Raw genomic sequence first — 6,056 nt, forward strand, 5'->3', positions numbered from 1 at the left:
TTCGTCCATGTGGATCGTGTTCGACTACGGCGAGGTCATCAGCACCCGGACGGCGGCGCTGCCGACGTTGGCGTCGATGCTCGGGGTCCCGGTGGACCGGTTCGACGACGCGTACTGGGCCGCCCGCGACGCCTACGACCGCGGGCAGTCCGACCTGGACTACTGGCGGGCCGTCGGCGACGTGCTGGAGACCCCCGTGTCGCCGTCGCTGGCGGCCTCGCTGACCGAAGTGGACACGGAGGGGTGGCTCCAGCCCGACCCGGAGTCCCTGGCGCTGCTGGAGGAGCTGGCCGACCTGCCGCTCGCGCTGCTGTCCAACGCGCCGTCGTCGTTCGGCCGGGCCGTCGAGGAGCAGGCCTGGGCGAAGAACTTCCGGCACCTGGTGTTCTCCGGTGACCTGGGCGTGGCCAAGCCGGACCCGGCGATCTGGGCCGCGCTGGCCGAGCAGCTCGACACGACGCCCGACGACTGCGTGTTCTTCGACGACCGGCAGAGCAACATCGACGGCGCGGTGGAGGCGGGCATGGGCGGCGTGCTGTGGCTGGGCGCCGTGCCCGCGCGCGAGCAGCTGGTGCGCCTAGGCGTGCTCGGTTGACCCGGCGTTCAGCTCCGCCCGCATCTCGGCCAGTTCCGCGCGCAGCGAGCGGACCTCGGTGAGCAGCGCCTCGTCCGCCCTCTCCAGCTGCTGCTCGACCCCGCTGAGCTTCTCCACCAGCCACGACGCGATCGTGCCGGTGATGACGCCCAGCAGGGCGATGCCGCCGACCATGAGCAGGCCCGCGACCATCCGCCCCTCCCAGCTCACCGGGTAGCGGTCGCCGTAGCCGACGGTCGAGATCGTGGTCAGCGTCCACCAGAGGGCGTCGCCGAACGTCGTGATGGTGGCGTTCTCCTGGTGCCGTTCGGCGTCCAGCACGGCCAGCGACGCGCACAGGCCGACCATCAGCGTCACGCCCGCCACGTAGATGCCGACGCGCTGCCGGATCCTGCCCGCGAGGCGCTTGTTCAGCACGTTGAGCACGGTGACCAGGCGCAGCACCCGCAACTGCCGCACGACCGGCAGCACCACGGCCAGCAGGTCGAACAGGTGCCGGACGACGAACTTCCGCTTGTCCACCGCCAGCTTCAGCCGCACGACGTAGTCGACCGCGAACACCAGCCAGACCACCCAGAGCGCGATCTCCAGCCCCGTCCGCACGCCGGGCGTGGCGCCGTCGTCCAGCACCTGCCAGGCGTACGCGACGAGGAAGACGACCGCCAACCCCGTCAGGGGCCACTCGGCGCGCGCCTCCCACTCGGCGAGGCGTCGTTCGTCTGCTTGGAGCATCGCCCCATAGTGAACGCTCGACCTGCGGTTATCCAGCGTTTCAGGGCACCGGGTTCAGGTCTTCGACCGGCCCTTGACCGCTCCGTAGGCCGCGGTGCCGAGGAACAGCACACCTCCGACGACGGCCAACCAGAACACACCCTTGACCACTGCGCCGAGGATCGTCAGCGCCAACCAGATCGCCAACAGCACCGCGATGATCCGGACCATGTCGCGCCTCCCCCTGGGTCTCTTACTTCGTGAACGATCGCCGTGACCGGGAAGTTCCTCAGGCCAGCCACGACTTGAGCCGCCGCATCCCCTCCAGGATGTCGGCGGTGGCGCCCGCGAACGAGAACCGGACGAACTCGTGCCCGTGCACCGGGTCGAAGTCGACACCGGGCACGATCGCGACGCCGGTGTCGTCCAGCAGCCCGCGGCAGAACGCCAGCGAGTCGTCGGTCAGGTGCTTGACGTCGGCGTAGGCGTAGAACGCCCCGTCGGCGGGCGCGACCCGGTCGATCCCGACGTCGCGCAGGCCGCTCAGCAGCAGGTCGCGGTTCTCCCGGTAGCGGTCCACCAGCGCGCCCATCTCGGCGTACGACTCGGGCTCGAACGCCGCCACGGCCGCGTGCTGCGCGAGCGCGGGAGGGCACAGCGTGAAGTTGCCGGTCAACCGGTCGACGGCGCGGTGCAGCCGCGGCGGCACCAGCATCCACCCGAGCCGCCACCCCGTCATGGCGAAGGCCTTGGAGAAGGAGTTGACCACCACGGCCTCGCGCGAGGTCGTCCACGCGCACGCGAGCGGACGCCCGTAGCTGATGCCGTGGTAGATCTCGTCGCTGACGAGCTGGACACCGCGCTCGACGCACCACTCGCCCAGCGCGGCCAGCTCGGCGGCGTCGAGCACGGTCCCGGTCGGGTTGGCGGGACTGGCGACGATCAGCCCGTCGAGCGGTCCGACGTCCGCCAGCATCTCCACGGTCGGCTGGAACCGGGTCTCGGGCCCGCACGGCAGCTCGACGACCTCGCACCCCAGGGCGCGCAGGATGTTGCGGTAGGCCGGGTACCCCGGCCGGGCCAGTGCGACGCGGGCCCCTGGGTCGAACGCGGCGAGGAACGCCAGCAGGAACGCCCCGGACGACCCCGTGGTCATCACGACGTCGTCCGGGCTGATCGACAACCCGTACTGCCGCGCGTAGTGCCCGGCGAGGGCCTCCCGCAGCTCCAGGATGCCGAGCTGCTCGGTGTACCCCAGCGGCTGGTCGAGCAGCGCCCGCCGCGCCGCCTCGACCACCGGCGTCGGCGCGTGGCTGGACGGCTGCCCGGCGGCGAACGAGACGACGTCCCCGTGCGTCCGCTGCCGACGGGCGGCGGCGGACATCACGTCCATCACGTGGAACGGCGGCACGTCCGCCCGAGCGGCTGTGGTCAGGCGGCGCAGGTCATCCGGCATACCGCCAGGCTAGTGCCGCGCGGCGCGACCGGGGCCGGTTCGCCTCAGTACCCCTGGTACCCGCCGCCACCGGCCATGGACGCCAGTCCGGGATGCCCCTCGAACCCGCCGTAGCGCGAGAACGTGTACCGGACCCCGGCGATGATGTTGTCCACCGGGTTGTAGATGTCGTCGTGCCCCGGCAGCTTGTGCGCCTGGAACGTGGGGTCGATGCACTGCATCAGCCCCTTCGACGGCGTGCCCGCGGCGGCGTTGGAGTCCCAGTCGTTCAGCGCGTGCGGGTTGCCGCCGGACTCCTTCTCGATGATCGTCCAGATCTCGTCGATGTTCTCCTCGGTGACCGGGATCCCGTTGGCCTGCAAGATCTTGATGGCTTCCCGGATCCACTGGTCGACGTTGCCGGGGGGCGGGCCGCTGGACGGGGGTGGGCCGCTGGAGCCGAACCCGCCGAAGCCACCGCCTCCTCCTCCGCCACCACCGCCGCTGAAGCCTCCTCCTCCGCCACCGGAGCCGGAGCCGCCGCCGGACGACCCGCTTCCGGTCTGCTGGGCCGCGGCGGGCGCGGCCTCCTGCGGCACGGGCGCGGTCCCGGCCGCGGAGGTCGTGGTCCCGGCCTCCGGCGTGGGGGTCCACTGGATCGGGTTGTCGGGCGCGGGCACGAACACCTGCACGCCGGGGTCGGCCATGGTCGAGAACTTCGGCGCGATGCCCGAAGCCCTCCCCTTCAGCGCTCCCGCGGCCGTGCTCACCGCGTTCTCGACCGTCTCGATCATCGGCCCGGCGTCCCCCGCCGCGTCGGCGCACAGCGCGCTGATGATCCCGTCGACGTCCTCGGGCGGCATCGCGGCGTTCTTCTGCCGGGCCTGCTTCGCGGCGCTCAACAGGTCCTCGCAGATGCGGGTGATCGAAGTCTTGGCCGTTTCCAACGCCCCGGCCACCGATTCCAGATCGGCGGCGGCATTGGTCAACGCGTCCTTGAGCGAATTGCCACTCTTGGTGAATTCACCCATGTAGGCGACAAATCCATCAGCCGACCCGCCTTCCCAGGCGCCGTCGAGCTGGTTCACCGACCGCTGCACCGCGTTCCCGCTGTCGCCGCACTTCGCCGCGGCCTCCTTCCAGCGGGTGGCGATCTCGCGCACCGCCTCGGGCTGCGCCGCGTCCACCTTCTCCGCCAGCGCGGCGACCGCCTGCCCGCCGGGCAGGGCCGCCACCTCGTCCTTCGCGCTCACAGGTCACACCGCCCGGAAGTTGTCGGCGCCGTCGACGTCGATGTTCGCGACGGCCTGCTGGATCGTGTCGAGCGCCCGTTCGACCTTGCCGAGCAGCGTCTCGGCGGCGGCGAACTCGGTGCCCGCGGCCTCGTCCACGCCCGACGCGGCGGACGCCACCGCACCGGAACCCGCCAGCGTGCCGAAGATGCCCGGATTTCCGTACAGGTTGGTGAACCCGTCCCCCACCGCGCCGAATTGTCCGGCTTGACTGGAGACCGTGCTCCGGCACTGGTCCATCGCTTCGGCGTTGAACTTCGCGACCGCCACACCAACCCCCTTCGAATGGTTCATTCGAATGCTAGAGCCGTTCCGCGGCGCGGACGCGGCTTATCGCGGAAAGTCATCCGGAGAGGTCGCTCGGTTCACTCGACACCCGGAGTCCCACACCGGGATCGACGCGGTGGCGCGCGGCGCGGTTCCGCGGTCAGACCTCCTGCACGAGCTCCCACACGCAGGCCGCGAGGCGCGCGTTGTCGACGGGCGTGATCGTGCTCCAGTTCCGACCGTCCGTGCTGGGGCGGACCTGGTGCAGGAAGCGGCCGGAGGTCGTGTCGTGGAACGCCACCACCCGCCCGGCGCGCACCGGGGGTCCGCCGTGCTGCCCGCGTTCGGCACCGAACTGGCCGCGCGTGCCCATGCCCTCGGCCATGCGCGCCAACTCCTGCGCGTCGCTCAACGGCAAACCCTTGCGCTCCAAGGCGAGCACCAGCTTCTCCGGGTTGCGGCCCGCCTCGTCCGACGCCTCGCGCAGCACGTCGTTCGGCAGGCTGATCGAGCGCCCGAAGCCCGCGGGCATGTCGCCCGCGACGGACACGGCGGCCTCCGCCAGCGCGCTGCCCCGTGCCTCGATCAGCCACACCTCGGCGCCGTCGACGACGGCGAGCACCGCGTCCTCACCCGCCGAGGCCGCCAGCCCCTTGATCTTCCGGCCACCCGCCCAGATCCAGAGGTCGATCGACACCTGCGGGTTGCCCAGCAGCGCCAGCGCGTCCGCGATCTCGGCCGCGACCCGACCACCACGGGCCAGGTCACGACCTTCGAGCGACGCCCACGCGTTCCGCACGAACTCCGCGCGTTCAGCGTGGGTGATCCCAGGGCTGGGCACGTCGAGGGCGACGTTGCGCCGAGTCAGGCGGGCGGCCTCCCACACGACGTCGAACTCCAGGGTGGAAAGCACGACCGAGCCCGTGGACGTCACTTGTTCTGGGGTTCCTCACCGATGACGGACTGCACGACCATCCGATCGTCGCCGAAGACGTCGTCCGAGTCGACCCCGTACTTGCGCACGTGCTCCTCGTCCTCGTCACCGCCGGCACCCCGCCCGCCCGCCGCGGCGGCGGGCTGCATCATCGACCCGGCACCACCGCGCACGGCGCCACCGCGAGCAGCCGCCCCGGCCGCACCCGCCGCACCCGTGCCGCGGTTCGCGCGCTCGTCGCCGTCCACCGGCACACCGGGCATCCCGGCGGCACCGGACTTGCCCGCGCCACCGATCGTGCCGTTGCCACCCACACCGGGCACACCGGGCTTCACCACAGGAACCTTCGGCGCGGCACCGGTACCGGGTCCACCGGTGCCCCGCACGAGCCGCGCGCCCTTGGCCGTGGCGGCCACCGCACCCAGCCCCGCGGCACCGGCCAACCCGAGCCCGATCCCCAGACCGGGACCGATACCGCCACCCCCCTTGGGGATGCCCGCCGCGGCGGGCGGGTTGACGACCGTGCCGATACCGGGAACCGGCGGCGCGATGCCCGTGCCACCACCGGGGGGCAGCTGCGTGCCGCCACCGGGGAGCTGCGGGGGCGGCAGGACACCGCCACCGGGAACACCACCGACACCACCGACCGGCGACCCGACGGCACTGCCGCCGGGGATGCCGGGGGTGGCGTTGCCGAGCCCGGGGATACCGGTGCCCACCGGGGCACCGACCGTGGAGGAGGTCGCGGTGACCTCGAAGTTCGGCGGCTGACCGGGCACCTGGAACTGGTTCAACGCGTCCCGGCTGGCCTCGGTGTACTGG

The 6,056-nt window shown here is 72.0% G+C and carries 8 protein-coding genes; 1 reads left to right on the top strand and 7 read right to left on the bottom strand.

Translation table 11 applies throughout. The annotated features are described in order from the left end of the window. Positions 1 to 7: 7 nt before the first annotated feature. A complete protein-coding gene (locus tag VFZ92_RS17770; protein WP_330877056.1) occupies positions 8 to 595 on the top strand; it encodes an HAD-IA family hydrolase in 588 nt (195 codons plus the stop codon). Here VFZ92_RS17770 and VFZ92_RS17775 read toward each other — a convergent pair. The 7 genes from VFZ92_RS17775 to VFZ92_RS17805 form a co-directional block, all read right to left on the bottom strand. Further along, entirely contained in the window at positions 578 to 1,327 is a 750-nt protein-coding gene (locus VFZ92_RS17775; RefSeq protein WP_330877057.1) for a potassium channel family protein, read from the bottom strand. The two genes, VFZ92_RS17770 and VFZ92_RS17775, sit on opposite strands and share 18 nt — an antisense overlap. A gap of 54 nt (positions 1,328 to 1,381) precedes the next feature. Beyond that, positions 1,382 to 1,537 carry a hypothetical protein gene (locus tag VFZ92_RS17780; RefSeq protein WP_330877058.1) on the bottom strand — a complete coding sequence of 52 codons (156 nt, stop codon included), beginning with the start codon at positions 1,535 to 1,537 and terminating at the stop codon, positions 1,382 to 1,384. Between the two features lie 58 nt (positions 1,538 to 1,595). Continuing rightward, complete coding sequence (locus tag VFZ92_RS17785; protein ID WP_330877059.1) at positions 1,596 to 2,762, bottom strand: pyridoxal phosphate-dependent aminotransferase; 1,167 nt, start codon at positions 2,760 to 2,762, stop codon at positions 1,596 to 1,598. Between the two features lie 44 nt (positions 2,763 to 2,806). Continuing rightward, positions 2,807 to 3,994: a transglycosylase SLT domain-containing protein gene (locus VFZ92_RS17790; protein WP_330877060.1), complete on the bottom strand. Its 1,188-nt coding sequence runs from the start codon at positions 3,992 to 3,994 to the stop codon at positions 2,807 to 2,809. A gap of 3 nt (positions 3,995 to 3,997) precedes the next feature. Beyond that, a complete protein-coding gene (locus VFZ92_RS17795; protein WP_330877061.1) occupies positions 3,998 to 4,303 on the bottom strand; it encodes a hypothetical protein in 306 nt (101 codons plus the stop codon). Positions 4,304 to 4,460: 157 nt separating this feature from the next. Continuing rightward, positions 4,461 to 5,213: an ESX secretion-associated protein EspG gene (locus VFZ92_RS17800; protein ID WP_330877062.1), complete on the bottom strand. Its 753-nt coding sequence runs from the start codon at positions 5,211 to 5,213 to the stop codon at positions 4,461 to 4,463. A gap of 17 nt (positions 5,214 to 5,230) precedes the next feature. After that, the coding region (locus tag VFZ92_RS17805) for a hypothetical protein (protein WP_414719923.1) at positions 5,231 to 6,056 on the bottom strand (826 nt) is incomplete at its 5' end.

The organism is Umezawaea sp. (assembly GCF_036375055.1).
In the GTDB taxonomy this organism is placed as follows: domain Bacteria; phylum Actinomycetota; class Actinomycetes; order Mycobacteriales; family Pseudonocardiaceae; genus Umezawaea.

What these genes read in the sequence shown, in the direction of transcription:
- VFZ92_RS17770 (WP_330877056.1), top strand. Translation starts at nt 8, where the DNA reads ATGTGGATCGTGTTCGACTACGGCGAGGTCATCAGCACCCGGACGGCG.
- VFZ92_RS17775 (WP_330877057.1), bottom strand. Translation starts at nt 1,327, where the DNA reads ATGCTCCAAGCAGACGAACGACGCCTCGCCGAGTGGGAGGCGCGCGCC.
- VFZ92_RS17780 (WP_330877058.1), bottom strand. Translation starts at nt 1,537, where the DNA reads ATGGTCCGGATCATCGCGGTGCTGTTGGCGATCTGGTTGGCGCTGACG.
- VFZ92_RS17785 (WP_330877059.1), bottom strand. Translation starts at nt 2,762, where the DNA reads ATGCCGGATGACCTGCGCCGCCTGACCACAGCCGCTCGGGCGGACGTG.